The 399-nt window shown below is 64.9% G+C and carries 1 pseudogene; it reads left to right on the top strand.

Going from position 1 to position 399, the window contains the following annotated elements:
• Positions 1 to 371: pseudogene (locus EOA16_RS32465) on the top strand (hypothetical protein); the annotation flags it as partial.
• Positions 372 to 399: the final 28 nt, after the last annotated feature.

The raw sequence follows: 399 nt of genomic DNA, 5'->3' as shown, positions 1-399 counted from the left end.
CCCCGCTGTCGGCCGGACTGATTAAGGCCTGCGAGGTGGTACGGCCCCTGCTCCTCAAGGACCCCGGGCTGCGACCATTACTCATCCTCGTCACCGACGGGCGCGGCAACGTCAGTCTGGACGGCCGTCCCAACTCCCAGGCCACCGATGAGGCGATTCGGGTGGCAACCAAGCTCGGCGTCGACACACGACTCAGCTGGGTCGTCATCGACACCGAGGACCCACGAGGTATCCAGCTGTCTCGGGCCCGCGACATTGCCACAGCCTTGGGTGGACCTTGTCTGCGCATCGACGACCTGCGGGCTGACGACCTCGTCAACGTCGTCTCTCGACTTGACCCCTCCCACCAATCTCCCCGAAAGGACCGCTGACATGGCACAACGCCCCGTCTATCCCTTC

The sequence above is a fragment of the Mesorhizobium sp. M7A.F.Ca.US.008.03.1.1 genome (assembly GCF_003997495.1).
In the GTDB taxonomy this organism is placed as follows: Bacteria; Pseudomonadota; Alphaproteobacteria; order Rhizobiales; family Rhizobiaceae; genus Mesorhizobium.
Note: the sequence above shows the minus strand (reverse complement) of the source record. Positions and strands in the feature narration are given on the sequence as shown.